Annotated in this window: 19 protein-coding genes; 12 read left to right on the top strand and 7 right to left on the bottom strand. The window is 61.5% G+C overall.

From position 1 onward, the window contains the following. The first annotated feature begins 60 nt into the window (after nt 1–60). Entirely contained in the window at nt 61–198 is a 138-nt protein-coding gene (locus ACV1FX_RS13530) for a hypothetical protein (protein ID WP_473118052.1), read from the top strand. A 603-nt stretch (nt 199–801) separates the two neighbouring features. On the opposite strand, the gene ACV1FX_RS13525 is transcribed toward ACV1FX_RS13530, so the two are convergent. Then, nucleotides 802–1,722, bottom strand: a complete 921-nt coding sequence (locus ACV1FX_RS13525) for a LuxR C-terminal-related transcriptional regulator (protein ID WP_473118051.1) — start codon at nt 1,720–1,722, stop codon at nt 802–804. 622 nt (nt 1,723–2,344) lie between these two features. On the opposite strand from ACV1FX_RS13525, the gene ACV1FX_RS13520 reads away from it, so the two are divergent. Continuing rightward, nucleotides 2,345–3,103 carry a LuxR C-terminal-related transcriptional regulator gene (locus tag ACV1FX_RS13520; protein ID WP_473118050.1) on the top strand — a complete coding sequence of 253 codons (759 nt, stop codon included), beginning with the start codon at nt 2,345–2,347 and terminating at the stop codon, nt 3,101–3,103. 342 nt (nt 3,104–3,445) lie between these two features. Then, nucleotides 3,446–3,706, top strand: a complete 261-nt coding sequence (locus ACV1FX_RS13515) for a hypothetical protein (RefSeq protein ID WP_473118049.1) — start codon at nt 3,446–3,448, stop codon at nt 3,704–3,706. A gap of 48 nt (nt 3,707–3,754) precedes the next feature. Here ACV1FX_RS13515 and ACV1FX_RS13510 read toward each other — a convergent pair whose 3' ends face one another. Genes ACV1FX_RS13510 through ACV1FX_RS13490 form a run of 5 tightly spaced genes read right to left on the bottom strand, consistent with a single transcriptional unit; the run spans nt 3,755 to nt 7,479 of the window. Next, complete coding sequence (locus ACV1FX_RS13510) at nt 3,755–4,480, bottom strand: SDR family NAD(P)-dependent oxidoreductase (RefSeq protein WP_473118048.1); 726 nt, start codon at nt 4,478–4,480, stop codon at nt 3,755–3,757. After that, nucleotides 4,473–4,994: a hypothetical protein gene (locus tag ACV1FX_RS13505; RefSeq protein ID WP_473118047.1), complete on the bottom strand. Its 522-nt coding sequence runs from the start codon at nt 4,992–4,994 to the stop codon at nt 4,473–4,475. Before ACV1FX_RS13505 ends, ACV1FX_RS13510 begins: the two co-directional genes overlap by 8 nt. Next, nucleotides 4,981–5,226 (bottom strand): acyl carrier protein, encoded by a 246-nt coding sequence (locus ACV1FX_RS13500; RefSeq protein ID WP_473118046.1) that lies wholly within the window; start codon nt 5,224–5,226, stop codon nt 4,981–4,983. Before ACV1FX_RS13500 ends, ACV1FX_RS13505 begins: the two co-directional genes overlap by 14 nt. A 34-nt stretch (nt 5,227–5,260) precedes the next feature. Next, complete coding sequence (locus ACV1FX_RS13495; RefSeq protein ID WP_473118045.1) at nt 5,261–7,213, bottom strand: long-chain-acyl-CoA synthetase; 1,953 nt, start codon at nt 7,211–7,213, stop codon at nt 5,261–5,263. Continuing rightward, nucleotides 7,210–7,479 carry a phosphopantetheine-binding protein gene (locus ACV1FX_RS13490; protein ID WP_473118044.1) on the bottom strand — a complete coding sequence of 90 codons (270 nt, stop codon included), beginning with the start codon at nt 7,477–7,479 and terminating at the stop codon, nt 7,210–7,212. The genes ACV1FX_RS13495 and ACV1FX_RS13490 overlap by 4 nt, the downstream gene beginning before the upstream one ends. A gap of 227 nt (nt 7,480–7,706) precedes the next feature. On the opposite strand from ACV1FX_RS13490, the gene ACV1FX_RS13485 reads away from it, so the two are divergent. The 7 genes from ACV1FX_RS13485 to ACV1FX_RS13455 all read left to right on the top strand — a co-directional run bounded on the left by ACV1FX_RS13485 (nt 7,707) and on the right by ACV1FX_RS13455 (nt 14,630). After that, nucleotides 7,707–8,933, top strand: coding sequence for an acyl-CoA dehydrogenase family protein (locus tag ACV1FX_RS13485; protein WP_473118043.1), 1,227 nt, complete (start codon nt 7,707–7,709; stop codon nt 8,931–8,933). Between the two features lie 33 nt (nt 8,934–8,966). Next, entirely contained in the window at nt 8,967–9,920 is a 954-nt protein-coding gene (locus ACV1FX_RS13480; RefSeq protein WP_473118042.1) for an amino acid--[acyl-carrier-protein] ligase, read from the top strand. An 83-nt stretch (nt 9,921–10,003) separates the two neighbouring features. Beyond that, on the top strand, nt 10,004–11,278 hold the full coding sequence (locus ACV1FX_RS13475) for an O-acetylhomoserine aminocarboxypropyltransferase/cysteine synthase family protein (protein WP_473118041.1): 1,275 nt from the start codon (nt 10,004–10,006) through the stop codon (nt 11,276–11,278). A 27-nt stretch (nt 11,279–11,305) separates the two neighbouring features. Then, the gene (gene metA, locus ACV1FX_RS13470) at nt 11,306–12,469 is read left to right on the top strand and encodes a homoserine O-succinyltransferase MetA (protein WP_473118040.1); all 1,164 of its coding nucleotides are present in this window, start codon (nt 11,306–11,308) and stop codon (nt 12,467–12,469) included. Nucleotides 12,470–12,480: 11 nt separating this feature from the next. Beyond that, complete coding sequence (locus tag ACV1FX_RS13465; protein WP_473118039.1) at nt 12,481–13,341, top strand: acyl-CoA acyltransferase; 861 nt, start codon at nt 12,481–12,483, stop codon at nt 13,339–13,341. A gap of 28 nt (nt 13,342–13,369) precedes the next feature. Next, a complete protein-coding gene (locus ACV1FX_RS13460) occupies nt 13,370–14,257 on the top strand; it encodes a branched-chain amino acid aminotransferase (RefSeq protein ID WP_473118038.1) in 888 nt (295 codons plus the stop codon). A gap of 160 nt (nt 14,258–14,417) precedes the next feature. Further along, nucleotides 14,418–14,630: a hypothetical protein gene (locus tag ACV1FX_RS13455; RefSeq protein WP_473118037.1), complete on the top strand. Its 213-nt coding sequence runs from the start codon at nt 14,418–14,420 to the stop codon at nt 14,628–14,630. Nucleotides 14,631–14,992: 362 nt separating this feature from the next. On the opposite strand, the gene ACV1FX_RS13450 is transcribed toward ACV1FX_RS13455, so the two are convergent. Then, the gene (locus ACV1FX_RS13450) at nt 14,993–15,199 is read right to left on the bottom strand and encodes a hypothetical protein (RefSeq protein WP_473118036.1); all 207 of its coding nucleotides are present in this window, start codon (nt 15,197–15,199) and stop codon (nt 14,993–14,995) included. Between the two features lie 15 nt (nt 15,200–15,214). Between ACV1FX_RS13450 and ACV1FX_RS13445 the strand changes: the two genes are divergently transcribed. Continuing rightward, the gene (locus tag ACV1FX_RS13445; RefSeq protein ID WP_473118035.1) at nt 15,215–15,424 is read left to right on the top strand and encodes a hypothetical protein; all 210 of its coding nucleotides are present in this window, start codon (nt 15,215–15,217) and stop codon (nt 15,422–15,424) included. Between the two features lie 90 nt (nt 15,425–15,514). Beyond that, nucleotides 15,515–15,724 (top strand): hypothetical protein, encoded by a 210-nt coding sequence (locus ACV1FX_RS13440; protein WP_473118034.1) that lies wholly within the window; start codon nt 15,515–15,517, stop codon nt 15,722–15,724. The last annotated feature ends 56 nt before the right edge of the window (nt 15,725–15,780 follow it).

Here is a 15,780-nt window from a genome sequence, read left to right as displayed (position 1 = left end):
CGCGATGCCGTTCCACAGGAGGGCATAGCGACGCTGTGTCTGACTTCGGGGAAATTGCCGGTGCCGAACGCCAACGAGCAGATTCAAGCTGGCGATCAGGAAAACTTCCGGAAGGTATCTGACCGGATCCGGCGAATGCACGAGGATCAGCCGGTGGTAGAGAACGGCGGCGATGTAGGCCGCTATGACAACGAATAAGAATTTGCTGATGGCTGCTGATATTCGCAGGACAGTTGGTAGCCTCTTGCCGAGGTAAGCCGGGAGTTCCCTGCTACCGGCGATCGAACGCGCCGGAAACCTGGTGGACATCCGCAAGTTGGTAAAGGACGCACAACTCATAGCACCCTACGACCCCGAGCTCTGTTCGTCCTGACCAGAGCGGCCGCAGTCTCGGTAGCACCGGGGGGACGGACGGGGGAATTGCTATAAATGGGTAGGTGTGGGGGGTAGCTATAATGGTCCATCGAGCCGAGGAACCGCGCCTCGAGATCGGCCGGGGTGGTTCGATGCCGAATGAACGCGGATTTCTCGCCGCGCTCGACACAGCGCCGGATTTCTTTTTCGCCGCTCTCTCGCGACTGGCTAGGTACAAGCAGGAAACACTGCGAGAGCGATAGGGAAGCGGGCCCCCTCGGCCCGCGCTGCGAGTTGCCAGGCCGGGGAGAATGTCCGCTTCGATCTTGCGCGCTATTCACGCAAGAGCAGCAGGGAGCATCCTGCCCGGCGCCTGGACTTGGAGAAGTCGACGAAAGTTTCGCAACCTTGCTCGCGATGGGCTCGCTCGCGCAGCCGCAGTCGTTTCTACTTGTAGAGCCGTGCCGCTACGCGATTCCCTCGCTCCACGCCCTTGCGGAGAAGGCCGTCGATAGGGGGGACCGCGACGTGACCTGGCTGGGGGGCCAGTGAAGCCGGCTCGTTGATCTGCTCCATCTCGGAGATCACCGTGAGAGGCTTCGCGATCCCTCTGCCTGGATCGACGGCTGTGAGCGCGCGACCGCTCGTGGCTCGTACCAGCGACCCATGGTTCATTCCCCAGATCGCCGCTTGTGTCCGGTTCTGGACCCGGATCTTGCGCAGGATCGCCTTGACGTGGACCTTCACGGTTGCTTCGGCGATATCGATCTTTCGGGCAATGCACTTGTTGGAATCGCCTTCGATAAGGCAGGATAGAATTGCCTTTTCGCGCGGCGAGAGTTGCGGCGAGATCGTGTCCTCCGATGTGACGAGGATCGAGTGCTCGTTTTCGCTGAGCGGCGCCGTTTCGTGTTCGCGATTGCCGTCGAGAGCGAACGACAGGAATGCCGGCGGGAAGACGGTCTCACCCATCGTGACGAGCTCAACGGACTTGATGAAGGCATCGCACGAAATGACGTTGACGAAGTAGCCGTTGGCGCCCGCACGAAATGCAGAAGCGAGTTCCGCCGGCCGATAATTGTCCGAGACGATCGCAATGCGCGCGTCCGGATAACGATCTTTCACATATCCGATTTGTTCTTTCGCAAGATCGAAATCATCGCCGGTATGGACGATGAGAAACATCAGTTGCTCTGTTTGAAGTGAGCTTGGCAATTCCGCGGGGCTCGACGCCGATACCGCGATACGAAAATTTGCTGCGTGAAGTATTCTAGCAATACCTTCTCTAATCAGAACGTTTCTTCCAATAAGAACCATTCCGTAAGATTGCCGCCTCCTCATTTTACCCTCCAGCCTACGCAATGACACAACAGCGACGGACGGTTGAACTCAATTTGGTCCTTGGACGGACGAACGAATCGTTGTTGTTAAATTGGTCGTTCTCCCTAAGCGTGTAGTCTTCAAAAATATCGAGTTACTTCGATCGTGTTCCTCCTCTTTCGTCGTTTGCCGAGCGTTGTCGGCGTCTGCTCCAAATTCCTTAAGCGTTTATGAATGTTAGATGCGAATTTGAGATCGCCCTATATATCGTTGGTTATAGGAACGAACCCGCGTATATCCGTGTGAGTGCGGTGGTTAAAAACGGCTTCTGGCACAGTCTATGGGCGAATAAGGTCGGGATGTTGATTCAACGTTGAAGAACTTCTCGGAGTTTTTGTTTGTCGATGCCACGTCTGCGCGAACACATTCTGCAAGCGAGTTAACGACGCGGCGCGTATCGAACGTTGCGGAATTATCGAAGGTGCCCCGTTGAAGATTTCGCGGTTGTCCGGGCTCGTTCGAAACAGGGGCAGGCGCGCTGCCATCTGATCACCGGAATCTTACGGGGCACTCGCCTCGCCAAATTGCTGGAAGAGAGTCGGGAAGCGAGCAGACCAGCGTGCCCGTTAACCTTTAAGTTTTGTGCTGCGATGTTGATTCGCTTGCGTTTTTGGATATTTCGGATGATTGTATTATTAGTAGTCGAAATAGTTGCGGGGGCGCGGAGTTCATATTCTGGGGGCGACACGCTGAGGAGCGCCCAATGCGACGTACCAGTGTAGTCATTGCAGACCGGCATCCGGTGGTCCTGCAGGGCCTGAGCAACGTGCTCGGTGCTGCAGTCGATTTCAATGTCGTCGCATCTTGTAGCGACGCTGCGAGCTGCATCGAAGCGATCCGGAATCTGGCGCCGGACATCGCGATCGTCGATGCGGCCATGCCGGACCTCGGCGCGTTGAGAGTTCTTTCGGTCATTAGTTCAGAAAATCGTTCGACGCATTTGGTTTTTTTCGCCGCGAGTGAAGATTGCGAACTGGTACTCGCCGCAACGCCGATGACTTGTAGCATCATCCTGAAGGACACGGAGCCCGAAGCGCTGGTGCAGTCCTTGCGGCACGTCGCCAACAATCAAAACCTGCTGCCGGCCACGCCGTCCGAGTCGATCGTGTCGCAGGAGCAGGGCACGATTTCGGAGAACGCCCTGACCGCGCTGACGGACCGCGAGCGTCAGATCATGCGCCTGGTCTCCGAAGGATTGTCGAACAAGGAAATCGGGCGGCGGTTGAACATAGCCGACGGCACCATCAAGGTGCACCTGCACAACATCTTTCAGAAGCTCGAAATCAGCAATCGGACGGTGCTCGCGGCCCTCGCCATCGCGCAACACGAGCGTACCGTTCCGCGAGAGAAGGCTCGCATCCCGGATTGAGTCCAGCACGTCCCCCGGGCTTGGCGGGGTAGCCCGTCGGGGCAGGCGGCTGATCCAGAATCGCAGCCAAAATATCGCGCAGGAAGTGTATTTATTGGGTCATCTGCAGCTCTGGGTCGATCTCGGTTTGTCCGTTGTCAGGTAAAACTAAGTCGCGGGCAGTAGCGAGCGGTTCCAGATGCGATCGCAGAGATGTGCCGACTGGATGGACGTGGGCACATCTGGAGCGGCGGCCCTGGCCCTCCCTGCTGCCCCCTACGGTCAGGGCCGTTTCTCCACAGGCGGCCAGCCAACAGGACTGAACTCTGTGGTCGAGCTGCGAGCGCACGCGGGCGCATCCTGATGTCCCTTCAGTTTCACCGTGCCGTCCACGACATGGAAATTTGGAGCGCGACCGGCGACGGCTTTTCCTTTGTGATCACGTATGAGAGCCCTGCCGGGTCCGGCTTTCATGGACGTGCCGGTTTTGTGGCGTCGTGGCGACCGCTCTATCGGAACAACGGCGCGATCAAGATCGGCGGTTCGGCGTTTGCGACTTTCACGGAGGCCGCGGAAGCCTGCAACACGATGCTGGAGCACCTAAAGGGACCTGCGCCGGAATGAAGTGCGCAGCCTGCCGGCCGCTACCCGTAAATAGCTGGATCTCGGCGGTCAGGCGGTGTTGCCGGCGTCGACCGTGACCACGGTGCCGGTGATGTTCCGGCCGCCTTCGCCGAGAAGGAATTCGACCATGGAAGCGACGTCGTCGGCTTCGGGCAGGCGGCGCAATGCGCTGCGGCCGGTGATGCGCCGTCGGCCTTCGTTGTCCAAGGAGCTGGTCAATTCCGTGTCGATGAAGCCTGGCGCGACCGCGTTCACGGTAATGCCGACCTTGCCGACTTCCCGGGCCAGCGAACGGGTGAAGCCGGCAACCGCGGCCTTGGACGCCGCATACACGGACAGGCCGCTGTAGCCGGTCGAGGCGATGATAGAGGAGATGTTGACGATCCGCCCAGCGCCGTCGGCCATCATATGGCGCGCGACGTATTTGGTCAGGATGATCGGCGATAATACGTTGAGGCGGATCAAGGCCTCGATTTCCGAATTGTGCATGGTGGCCAGCAGCCCGTCGGTGCCGATCCCGGCATTGTTGACGAGGCCGTAGATCGCGCCGAATTCGTCCCGCACCGATTTTGCGAAGGCCGGGATCGCATCGGTCGCCGCAAGATCGCAGGCGCGGAAATGCAGGCGCCGCGGTGCTTCGCGGACTGCAGCTGCGAGCTCGCCGCTCTCGCGGCGCGCTACCGCGACCACATTGTAGTCGCCGGATGCGGCGAGCCTGCGTGCAACGGCAAGACCGATACCGCGGCTGCCGCCGGTGACGAGAATGTTACGCATCGGTTCGTGCCAGTTTCCCTGCTGCCGTGACGTCGCCCGCGAGTCCATCAAGCGTATGCCGAACCATCTTCGGCAGCCCTGACGTCCCGGAGGTCAGCATCAGCCACTCGCTTGCGCGCTCGACCTTCGATCCTGCGGTCCTGCCTTCGGGCAGGTCGATGCCGATAATCGTGTGGTTGCCGGCATGACATCGCTGTAACGGCCGATCGGTGACGATGGTGTCGATCTCGGCCTGCTTGAGCAGGACCTGCAGGCGATCCCAATCGAATTCGGGCGGGCATAGAAGTATCCGGCGGGCGACGCCGTCGATCTCGATCATTGCAAGCCCGGACAGCAGCTGTCCGGACCTCGCAAGCAGTACCGAACGGTCGGCCAGCTCGCAGGATCTGCCGGTCAGGCAACTGTGCTCGACAATGTCGGTCAGCGATACGCTGTGCCTGGCATCGGAAATCGTGCGGCCCTTCAGCTCCGGGCCGAGATATTGGCGCAGCGCGAAGATGTCAGGCGGGGACATTCTCGTAGGCTCGGACAAACTCGCCGAGGGTTGACGGGAAGGCCGCATCCTCGGCGACAGTGAAGGGATCGATACCGAGCTCGTCCTCCAGCCGCGCAACCAGGATTGCGAATGCCAGCGAATCGAAACCGGTTTCGTTCAGCGCCAGATCGTCCTCGAGCGGAGGAAGCGCAACCTTCTGTTCCTCGGCGATCTGCTTCATCGCGGAGAAAATCTTCGACTTGACCGACATGGTACACCTCACTTCTCGGCTTTCAGGTCCGATGTTAAAGTCTGATTTCGCTGTCAGCGATGCTTGCGTAGACGGCCCGGTCGATCGAGCGGTAGTCGCCGGTCGCCGGATCGCGCAGGAACAGCGGATCGTCGACGACCGACGGATCGAACCCCTCGCGGACCAGCCGTTGCTTCTTCTGCTTGAAGGTATCGGTCGCATCGAGCGCCCGGCATAGCCTGACGAAGAGGGGAACTGCATAGGGCGGAAGCCGACGCGACAAGTGTTCTCGGAATATCGCGAGATCGAAACCGCGGTCCACCACCAAAGCCGCCATGCCCGCGCGGCCATCGGCCCCGGAAACAGCAACTCCATAGGTCGAGGCGTCGAGAACGCCCGGGCATTCCCTGATTGCGTCGTTCACTTCGCTGGTCGCGACGTTCTCGCCCTTCCAGCGGAAGGTGTCGCCGACGCGGTCGACGAAGTGCAGGTAGCCCTGCTCGTCGCGCAGCATCAGATCACCGGTGCGGAACCAGACATCGCCATCGGTAAAGACGTCGCGAAGAATCTTCTTCTCTGTCTCGGCGGGATCCGTGTAGCCCTCGAAAGGTGCGCCGTCGCGACCGGCTCTGCCGATGCGCCCGACCGCCTCGCCCGTCTCGCCAGGCGCGCAGGCGATGCAGAGCCCTGCATCGGTGCGGAGTGGACTGCCGCTGTCAGCATCGATCTTGACGATCGAGGCGGGAAAGCGATGCGCCAGCACTGGCGGAATCCGGCCGATCGCGCCGGGTTTTCCTTCGACGTTGAACAGCGAAAAATTGCCTTCCGTGGCGGCATAGAATTCGAGGATCTGCGGAATCGCGAACCGGCCGGCGAACCTCTCCCAGATGTCGCCGCGCAGTCCGTTGCCGACGGCCAGCCGCAGCCCGTGTCGCGCCTCTCGTTCGGCCGCCGGCGCCTTCAGCAGATAGCGGCAGAGTTCGCCAATATATTGGAAGATGGTGCAGTCGAAACGCACGATGTCGTCCCAGAAGCTGCCGGCGGAGAATTTCTCGGCAATCGCGACCGAGCCGCCCGCGCGGAGCATGCTGCAGGGAGCCGCGACGCCACCCACGGAGTGGTACAGCGGCAGGCAGTCGTACAGGCGATCGCTGGTGGATGCGTCGGTCAGTCCGGCAAACCATCCGCCCCAGGTGAGAATTCGGCGGTGACTGACGTTCGCCGCCTTCGGTAGCCCCGTGGTGCCCGACGTGTAGATGAGCAGGGCGCGTCGATCGATCGTGACGTCGCCACGTTCGGCGAGCGACAGCGGGCGCGGCTCGAAAACGGCGAGCGCCGCCTCCAGATCGCCGTTGGGCTCGCCGCCGCCGAGGCTCCAACTCTGCGGCACGCGGCGCAGATGCGGACGCGCGGTCTCGAATGCATCCGCGCAATCGGCTGCCAGGATGATGTGATCGGCACACGCAACGTCGATGCAGTGGGCGAGGGACTGGCCTACGAGCCTGGTATTGATCAGCGCCACCGTGCAGCCGACGCTGCTGATGCCGAGCCAGCAGGCGAGATAGTCCGGCCGGTTCGGCATCAGCAGACAGACGGTGCTGTCTGCATGGAGGCCGAGGCTGCGCGCCCAGCGCGCATACCGGTTGATCCGGGCGGCGAGTTCTCCGTAGGTGAACGATTGGTCATCCGAGACCAGGGCAGGTTGTCCGGGCTGACGCTGAGCCCATTCTTCTACGATGTCAGCGAACAAGCGATGCGGCTGCGCTTCGACCTGCGCGGTTAGCGCGAAGGCCTGCAGCCAGGTCTTGGCGGCGGAGCGTCTGCGCTGCGTCGCGTCGCGTCTGCTCGCCGGCTCGATCACGTCCGTCTTCACGATCTGATCATTCAATTGGGTTGGAGCGACATCCTGCTCGCTGGTCGGCAGGGGCGCGGCCATAGCGGCCGTGCAATCATCATCGATACGGCCGGCTCGGTTGTCGAGGCAGAATCCCTGTTCAACCGGATTCATCCCGGCCCGGGTCCGAGCTGGTTGAGGATCATCCGCTCCATCGTCTTCACCGATTGAAAATTTTCCGGCGTAATCGCGAGTTGGGGAAGGGTGAGATCGAACTCGGCCTCAACCTTGAGCATCAGCTCCACCATGCCCATTGAGCTCAGCCCGATATCCACCAAGCGAGACTCCGGGTGGACGTCTGCAGTGATCGCGTTTTGCTCGAGAACGCTCCTGACGACGGATAGAACACGGTTCTGAACGTTGACGGTAAGGTCATGCATTTCGACGGCCCTCGCCGTGACCAGGTTTGATCACACGGGGGGCGACGATACCCAACTGCTCTTCCGGTCAATAGCTCTGCTTCGGGGGTACCTCGCTAGGGAGTGGCAGCTCTGCGACACCCACTTTTGCGCCAACGACGCAGCCGGGGAAGTGGGTTAGTTGTCGATTTCAAGCGGCTCTCGACGTGGTTCGCGTCGTCCAACCATGAAACGCGAGGCTTTGGCTCATGAGTGTGCAGGAAGTCCAGTTCCGTGATATCGCCACGGAAATCGGCCGTGTAGCATTCTCTCCTGACGGCTCGTCGTTCCGGCAGCGGACGGCAAATGTCGCGGAGGTCGCTGCGACGGAGGCCGAGGCGGTCGATCGTGAGGCGCGCTTTCCGCGCGAGGCGATCGACGCGGCGCGCAAGGAAAGGCTTCTCGGCGCCCAGATACCGATCGAGTTCGGCGGAGACGGTGCGTCCATCTCCGAGGTGGCCGATATGTGTTACGCGCTCGGCCGCGCCTGCTCCTCGGTCGGGATGATCTTCGCGATGCATCAGACCAAGGTCGCGTGTCTGGTTCACCACGGCGCGGGCAGCGCCTGGCACGAAAGACTCATGCGCCGCGTGGCCGCCGAGCAGTTGCTGCTGGCATCGTCGACGACGGAAGGCCAGAACGGTGGAAACATACGGTTCAGTTCGGCGGCAGTGGAGCGCGCCGGCGGCGAGATTTCGCTGGCGCGCGACGCGACGGTGATTTCGTACGGCGCGGAGGCGGACGGCATCATCACCGTCGCTCGTCGCTCCGACTCCGCGGCCGGATCCGATCAGGTGCTCCTGGCCATCACCCGCGACGACTATACGCTGGAACCCACTCTCGCGTGGGAGACGCTCGGCATGCGTGGGACCTGCAGCGCCGGGTTCAAGCTGAATTTCAGAGGCGCCGCGGAACAGATATTCCCCGTGGCATACGAAAGGATTCACGCGCAGACGATGACGCCCGTCGCCCACCTGTGCTGGTCCTCGGTCTGGGCGGGAATCGCGGCTGCGGCTGCGGACCGAGCGCAGCGCTTCATTCGTAAGGCTGCCCGCGGGGCAGGCGGCAATATGCCTCCCGGCGCGGCCCATTTCACCGCCGCCAGAATGACGCTGTCGAAACTGCGCGCCATCATCGCCGCGAATCTCCAGTTCTATGAGGCTCGCGAACGGGACGAGCGCGCGCTGTCGTCGATGGACTTCCAGTCTTCGATCAATCTTCTCAAGGTGGAGGCCTCCGAGCTCGCGGTCGCGACCGTCATGCACGCGATGCGCGCCTGCGGCCTGTCCGGTTATCGCAACGATACCGACGTAAGCATCGGTCGCCACCTGCGCGACGTGCTTTCCGCTCCGATCATGATCAACAACGATCGCATCCTTGCCAGCATGGGTACCGCTACGCTGATGAGCGCCGTCCCGGAATCCCTGCGCGATTGATATTTGGTCCTCGAAAAGGAAATGGGGCTCGACATGAACGTGGCCATGTTTGCAACAACGCCGGATTCGGCTTCCCGTCCGTCCGATCCGCTGGACCATCTTTCCGATCTGCTGTTCCACGAGATGGGCTCGCCGGGGGTCTATGGTCGCACCGCGCTCTATGAAGACGTCGTTGAGCGGCTTGCGCTGCTGATCTCGCGGCATCGCGAAGCGGACACCGAGGTGATGCGCTTCCCTCCCGTCATGAATCGCGCGCAGCTCGAGCGGTCGGGCTATCTGAAAAGTTTTCCGAACCTGTTGGGTTGCGTTTGCGGCTTGCACGGCACGGATGGCGAGATCCACGCCGCGGTCAGCCGCTTCGAGAACGGCGGCGACTGGACGGAGTCGCTTTCACCGGCCGACCTCGTGCTGTCGCCGGCAGCCTGCTACCCAGTCTATCCGATCGCGGCGAGCCGCGGCCCCGTACCGGCAGGCGGTTGGCGTTTCGACGTAGCCGCCGATTGCTTCCGCCGCGAGCCCTCGCACCATCTCGACCGGCTGCAGTCCTTCAGGATGCGCGAATTCGTCTGCATAGGCAGCCCTGACCTGACCTTCGCGTTCCGCGAGCGTTGGATCGAGCGGGCTCAGGAGATCGCTCGCGATCTCGGGCTGCCCTTCAGGGTCGACTACGCCAGCGATCCGTTCTTCGGCCGCGTGGGCCAGATGATGGCCCTGAGCCAAAAGCAAATGTCGCTGAAATTCGAACTGCTTGTGCCTCTGCGCTCGGAGGAACAGCCGACGGCGTGCATGAGCTTCAACTATCATCGCGAACATTTCGGTGCCACCTGGGGCATCGTGGATGCGGCGGGTGAGCCGGCTCATACCGCCTGCGTGGCGTTCGGAATGGACCGACTCGCGGTCGCCATGTTCCACACCCATGGCGTCAACACGACCCGCTGGCCGACAGCAGTGCGGGACCTGCTCGGCTTCCCGCGGAACGACCGGTAGGCGGCGTCTGAACTGGAGGACGTGCGATGCGCCAGGGACATCCCGAGATCGCTCGGGATCGAAGAGCCGAGGGACCCTCCTCAATGAGGAGAGAGACCATCGCGGTCCACGGCGGCTTCAAAGACGATCCGGTCACCAAGGCCGTCGCCGTGCCGATCTATCAGACCGCTTCTTACGCATTCGACAGTGCCGACCATGGCGCCGCACTGTTCAACCTTGAAGTGGACGGCTTCCGCTATACACGGATCGGCAATCCGACCAATGCGGTACTCGAGAGCCGGGTCGCCGCTTTGGAAGGAGGCATCGACGCACTCAGCGTGGCCTGTGGTCAGGCCGCGGTGAACTATGCGGTGGTCAATATCGCCGAGATGGGTACCAATATCGTCTCGGTTCCGCAGCTCTACGGAACCACGCATACGCTGTTCGCACACATCCTGCCGAGGCAGGGCATTACGGTGCGGTTTTCGGAAGACGACCGGCCGGCGAGCGTGGAAAAACTGATCGACGACGATACGCGGGCGGTGTTCTGCGAGAGCGTCGGGAATCCGGCCGGAAACATCTGCGACATCGAAGCGATGGCCGAGGTCGCGCACCGGCACGGTGTCCCGCTGATCGTCGACAACACGGTACCGACACCGATCCTGCTCCGGCCGATCGAATACGGCGCAGACATCGTCGTGGAATCGCTGACGAAATTCATGGGCGGGCATGGCACCACGCTCGGCGGAATTATCGTCGACGGCGGCAAGTTCCCATGGGCGGAGCATCGCCGGCGCTTCCCGATGATGAACGAGCCGGAGAAGTCTTATCACGGGCTGGTTTTCAGCGAGCGCTACGGCGCTGCTGCCTACATCGCGCGCTGCCGCGCCGTCTCGCAGAGAACCACCGGCGCCGTCCTGGCGCCGATGAACGCTTTCCTGCTGCTCCAGGGCATTGAGACCGTCGCGCTGCGGATCGAGCGACACGTCGACAACGGCGAGAAGGTTGCGAAGTTCTTGCGCAATAACCGCGGTGTCGGGTGGGTGAACTATGCCGGCTTTGATGACAGTCCCTATTACGCGCTGACCCAGAAATATCTGGGCGGCCGGGCATGTTCGCTGCTGACTTTTGGTGTGGCCGGAGGCTTCGAGGCGGGCAAGCGGTTCTACGACGCGCTGAAGCTGTGCAAACGGCTGGTCAATATCGGCGACGCGAAATCGCTCGCTTGCCACCCCGCATCGACCACGCATCGGCAAATGTCGCCCCAAGAGCAGGACAAAGCCGGCGTGCGGCCGGAGATGATCAGGCTGAGCGTCGGAATCGAGCACGTCGACGACATCATCGCAGACCTCGACCAGGCCCTGCGCGCTGCGAACTGATGTTTCGGCAACCATGAAGGCATCCGGATGGCTGTTTTAATCGACGTTGATTCGTACGAACACCACCTCTTATCGAGAGCATCGCGCGGAAGTGATTGTGCAAAGACGTCACCGGGAAACCACGTCGAGTGCCTCGATATCGGGCTCATCAACAACATGTCGGATGCCGCCTTGATGTCGACCGAGCGCCAGCTGTTCGACCTGCTCGATGCGGCTGCGGGACGACTTCTCGTCAGGTTGCATTTCTATACGATGGAAGCGACCCCCCGTTCGGAATGGGGGCGCGATTACGTGCGCCGATACTATCGCGGTATCGACGATCTCCTGAACAGGAGGCTGGACGGCGTGATCGTGACCGGCGCCGAACCCAGGGCCGCCAGCCTGACGGAAGAGCCGTATTGGACCACCTTCGCCCAGATCGCCGACTGGGCCGGCGAGAATACCGTGTCGTCGGTGTTTTCATGTCTGGCCGTCCATGGGGCCGTCCTGCACATGGACGGTGTTGCGCGCCACAAGCTGCCCAACAAATGCTTCGGTGTCTTCGCTCAAACAAAGAGGAGACATCATTCCCTGATGCAAGATGTGCCGACGACCTTCAGAATACCGCACGCCCGGTGGAACGAGGTGCAGGAGAGGGATCTCGCGAACTGCGGGTATTCGGTTCTCTCCGGATCGGAGGAGGCGGGGGTCGACTGCTTCGTCAAGCAGCAGAAGCAGAGCCTCTTCGTCCATTTCCAGGGCCACCCGGAATACGAATCCCTGAGCCTGTTGGGCGAATATAGAAGAGACCTAGGTCGCTTCCTCCGGGGCGAGAACGAAGTCTGTCCGACGATACCAACGGGCTATCTGGACGAGGAGGCGGAGGAGATACTGGTCGCTTTCCGGCAGAAGGCGCTTTCCAACAGATGCCCGGAGCTTTTCGCCGACTTTCCAGCCGATCGCGTGACGAGGGACCTGAACAACGTCTGGCATCTCCCGGCCAAGCGCATATACCGCAACTGGTTGCTGTACATGGTGTCGCAGCGAGCCGGACGCTCAAAGCCGGTGGGGGCGCGAGAAGCGGCGCTCTCCGCGGCCGGCGTACCGGCGCGGCGCCATGGACGCAAATTGGTTGCCGTGCGGTCGGCTCGCCGGGCCCGCTTGCCAAACCTGAAGACCAACAACGGGACGCGGCTCGGATATCACGAGTGAGAGTCCCGACCATGATCCGGTGCCGCGAGATAGGACCAGCCGATCTTGGCGCCATCGCCGATCTTCTGACACGCGGCTTTCCGATCCGTTCGCGCAACTACTGGATTGACGGACTCCGGCGCCTGGCCGTGCGCGAGACGCCCGACAGCTTCCCGCGCTTCGGCTACATGCTCGTGCGCGATCGGACGCCCGTCGGTGCTCTGCTGTTGATCCACACGGCACGTAGCGATGGCGGCCGCATCTCGATCCGCTGCAATCTCTCCAGCTGGTACGTGGAACCTGCCTTTCGCAGCTATGCGCCGATGCTGACCAAGGTCGCGCAGCGCCACAAGGACGTCACCTACGTCAATATCAGCCCGGCGCAATGGACCTGGCGAGCCATCGAAGCACAGGGATTCCGCCGCTACTGCGGCGGCCTGTTCTTCTCCTTTCCGGTGCTGTCACGTCCGGCCAAGGCTATGCGCGTCGAAGTCGTCCGGCAGGACGCGCGGGCGATCGATGGCTTGTCCGAGGCCGACGCCGCGCTGCTTGCACGTCACGCAGCCTACGGCTGCCTCAGCCTGGTATGCCGCGCCGCCAATGGCCGGGCCTCTCCGTTCGTCCTGCAGTCGATGCACGCCCGAGGCATCCGGCTGCCGGCGCTGCAGATGATTTATTGCCCCGACGTGGCCGATTATATCAGGTGTGCAGGCGCCATCGGTCGTTTCGTGCTCCGGCGCGGCCGGATATCGATTGCATTCGACGCCAATGGCCCCGTGAGTGGCCTGGTCGGCTTCTACAGGGAGAAGATGGGCTGCAAGTACTTCAAGGGTCCGCATTGCCCACGGCTTGCCGATCTGTCGGACTCCGAGCTGGTGATCTACGGACCATAGCGCAGTCGTGCCGGAATGGAGGTTCGTCATGGTTCCCGAAACCAAGCCCGTCAGTCATTCGAAGACATGGACATTCTTCCGAAACCAGTGGCACGAAGGCAATATGCCGATCATGGGGCCGCGCACCCATGGGCTCTGGCTTGCCTCGACCGTGTTTGATGGCGGGCGCGCCTTCGAAGGCGTCATGCCCGACCTCGATCGTCATTGCGCCCGCGTCAATCAATCTGCGGTCAACTTCGGGCTCAAGCCGGTGGTCGATGTCGGCACGTGGCTTGGGCTGGCGCGCGAGGGTATCGCCCGGTTTCCGGCCAATGCCGAACTCTATATCCGACCGATGTACTGGCCGCAGAACGGGGTCGGCGGCGGCGTGCTGTTCGATCCGGAAACGACGGACTGGTGCCTTTGCATCTACGAGTCGCCGATCCCGGAGCCTGTCGGCAGCGCGATTACGCTGTCGCCGTTCCGCAGGCCGACCGCCGAATGCGCGCCGGCCGATGTCAAGGCGTCCTGCCTTTACCCGAACAGCTCTCGTGCGCTCAGGGAGGCCGCCTCGCGCGGTTTCCAGAATTGCCTGATGCTGGACATGCTCGGCAATGTTGCAGAGTTCGGCAATTCCAACGTGTTCATGGCGAAAGCCGGCGTGGTCTATACGCCGGCGCCGAACGGCACCTTCCTGAACGGGATCACGCGGCAGCGCGTGATCGAACTTTTGCGCGGTGACGGCGTCACGGTCATAGAGGCGACGCTGCGCTATGCCGATTTCGTCGGTGCGGACGAGATCTTTTCGACCGGCAATTTCGCCAAGGTTGCGCCCGTGATCCGCATCGACGACCGGCAGCTCACGCCGGGGCGCTTTTTTGCGCGTGCACGAAAGTTATATTGGGATTTCGCACACGCGGCAAAACTTGCGGCGTGAGAGAGATGCCGAACGATATCGGCAGGGGATGGGGCGCGATCATATATCGGAACTGCTTCCCGTCGCTGGCCTTTTGATGGTGTGATGGGACTTGCGGGTTTTGCTGGGACCCAGCAGGATGAGCGTGCTACGGCAAGGAATGCAAAACCGGAAGATGATGATGCGAACATTCTTTCCGCTCTGTGCCGCCCTGGCCTATTTCTCAGCCGCGATGACCCTGAGCTCGTCGAGTGCGAATGCGGTGTTCTGGCGCGGCCTGACCGCGCCAACGAACATCGATTATCACGGCTACTTCATCATCAAGGAGCCGCCACCGAGCCCCTGCCAGTGGATACGGGTGAACGGCTATTACGTCCGCCAGTGCGTGCACTAGACGATCGCTCGGGCATCCCCCCTGCGGACGCCTGCACGGCGTCGCCGATCAGCAAGCATGCTGGTGACACAGTGTGCATGACTGCATGCGTGCCCTCGCGGTTTGCTGCGCGCCGCAGGGAAGGTCGCTCTGCATAGCCACTCCGCTTTGCGCTGCAATGTCCTTCACCGTTGCAATAGATCGAAGTGTAACGAGCGTCGTTTACTTTGTGCTTGCCGCTTTCTCCTGCCGAACGTCGCTACACGGCGCCCGTATGTTTACGGGGCGAAAAGACCGTTCTGTGCCTTTGGTTAATCGCTTCAGAGGCGTATTCATCGAGATTTGCAATCTCCATTCGCGCTCCACCCGGAGTGAAGTTTTCGCTATTCCGTGAAGGCTTTACGCACGTTCAGCGAGGCGCCGTGAGCTCGAGTCGTTCGGCGCAAACATAGTAAAGAATCAGAGCCGGGAAGAGTTGGCAATTTCGGGCTACTCCCGGAGATCACAGCCGCCGTGATCATCGTCACGCTATAGATCAATTCGTCGGCACCGGCTTTTTCTTTGCCGTCGATGTGCAAATTCATCTTCAAAGAAGGGATTTTCCTATGCTGCGTTATTACGTCAAGACCACGGAAGCGTTCAAGCAGCTGCGCGCGGACCAGGACGGCGTGGTGTCGTTCGAGTACATCATCGTCGCGGCTTGCATCATCGGCGCAGTGTCTGCAGCGTTCGGTACGGGAACAGGTGGTGCCATCGCGACGGCGCTGACCGGCGGGATCACCAAGATCACCGCGGCCTTCACGGCGGCCGTGTAAGTTCGGCGCCTAACCCGGAGGGGGGCATCGGAATATGCCTCCCGCTTAGGGTTGGTCGTGGTGGTTCATCTTGCAAGAAGGATCTCTCCTATGTTGAACAATTACATCAAGACCACCGAGGCCTTGAAAAACCTGCGCGCGGATCAGGACGGCGTGGTGTCGTTCGAGTACATCATCGTTGCCGCTTGTATCATCGGCGCGGTGGCTGCTGCGTTCGGTACGGGGGCAGGTGGTGCTATCGGGACGGCGCTGACTGGCGGGATCACCACTATCACCGCTGCGTTCACTGCGGCCGTGTAATACGGGCGTCTGACGCCGGAAGGGGCATCGGAATGTGCCCCTCCGCGTCTCGAAAT

It is taken from the genome of Bradyrhizobium ingae (assembly GCF_055791185.1).
Note: the sequence above shows the minus strand (reverse complement) of the source record. Positions and strands in the feature narration are given on the sequence as shown.

Bases quoted from the DNA above. Each gene is read 5' to 3' on its own strand.
- ACV1FX_RS13480 (WP_473118042.1), top strand. From the start codon at position 8,967: ATGAACGTGGCCATGTTTGCAACAACGCCGGATTCGGCTTCCCGTCCG.
- ACV1FX_RS13495 (WP_473118045.1), bottom strand. From the start codon at position 7,213: ATGAATCCGGTTGAACAGGGATTCTGCCTCGACAACCGAGCCGGCCGT.
- ACV1FX_RS13475 (WP_473118041.1), top strand. From the start codon at position 10,004: ATGAGGAGAGAGACCATCGCGGTCCACGGCGGCTTCAAAGACGATCCG.
- metA (WP_473118040.1), top strand. From the start codon at position 11,306: ATGGCTGTTTTAATCGACGTTGATTCGTACGAACACCACCTCTTATCG.
- ACV1FX_RS13465 (WP_473118039.1), top strand. From the start codon at position 12,481: ATGATCCGGTGCCGCGAGATAGGACCAGCCGATCTTGGCGCCATCGCC.
- ACV1FX_RS13455 (WP_473118037.1), top strand. From the start codon at position 14,418: ATGCGAACATTCTTTCCGCTCTGTGCCGCCCTGGCCTATTTCTCAGCC.
- ACV1FX_RS13505 (WP_473118047.1), bottom strand. From the start codon at position 4,994: ATGTCCCCGCCTGACATCTTCGCGCTGCGCCAATATCTCGGCCCGGAG.
- ACV1FX_RS13490 (WP_473118044.1), bottom strand. From the start codon at position 7,479: ATGCATGACCTTACCGTCAACGTTCAGAACCGTGTTCTATCCGTCGTC.
- ACV1FX_RS13445 (WP_473118035.1), top strand. From the start codon at position 15,215: ATGCTGCGTTATTACGTCAAGACCACGGAAGCGTTCAAGCAGCTGCGC.
- ACV1FX_RS13440 (WP_473118034.1), top strand. From the start codon at position 15,515: ATGTTGAACAATTACATCAAGACCACCGAGGCCTTGAAAAACCTGCGC.
- ACV1FX_RS13515 (WP_473118049.1), top strand. From the start codon at position 3,446: ATGTCCCTTCAGTTTCACCGTGCCGTCCACGACATGGAAATTTGGAGC.
- ACV1FX_RS13500 (WP_473118046.1), bottom strand. From the start codon at position 5,226: ATGTCGGTCAAGTCGAAGATTTTCTCCGCGATGAAGCAGATCGCCGAG.
- ACV1FX_RS13510 (WP_473118048.1), bottom strand. From the start codon at position 4,480: ATGCGTAACATTCTCGTCACCGGCGGCAGCCGCGGTATCGGTCTTGCC.
- ACV1FX_RS13460 (WP_473118038.1), top strand. From the start codon at position 13,370: ATGGTTCCCGAAACCAAGCCCGTCAGTCATTCGAAGACATGGACATTC.
- ACV1FX_RS13485 (WP_473118043.1), top strand. From the start codon at position 7,707: ATGAGTGTGCAGGAAGTCCAGTTCCGTGATATCGCCACGGAAATCGGC.